Annotated in this window: 1 protein-coding gene; it reads right to left on the minus strand. The window is 58.6% G+C overall.

All coding sequences use genetic code 11. From position 1 onward, the window contains the following. Window positions 1–255, minus strand: a 255-nt coding sequence (locus SB725_RS30930; RefSeq protein WP_410923196.1) for a hypothetical protein, incomplete at its 3' end; no start/stop codon positions are given. Window positions 256–278: the final 23 nt, after the last annotated feature.

Below are 278 nucleotides of genomic sequence, written 5' to 3' on the forward strand. Positions count from 1 at the left end.
GGTGCAGGCGGCGATCTGTCCGCCCGCATCCGTCTTGACCTTATTCATCCAGCTACCTACGTCAAAACTATAAGGCGAGGTCGAGATGTGAACAAACACGTCGTACGCAGATAGTTTCTCTGCGAGCTGCGCGGTCATGAATTGCCGCATTCTGTCCACCACGGCCTGCGCGCCGCTGGCCTGCACCGCGGCGGCATCGTTAGCGGCCTGCTGCAAGAGAGCATACAGGTCGTCATGAGTGAAGGGCTGTTGCATGTCTTTCCTCGTCGGTTAGGCGC

Origin of the sequence: Pseudomonas sp. SIMBA_041 (assembly GCF_046535095.1) — a bacterium.
Taxonomy (GTDB): Bacteria; Pseudomonadota; Gammaproteobacteria; order Pseudomonadales; family Pseudomonadaceae; genus Aquipseudomonas; species Aquipseudomonas mucoides.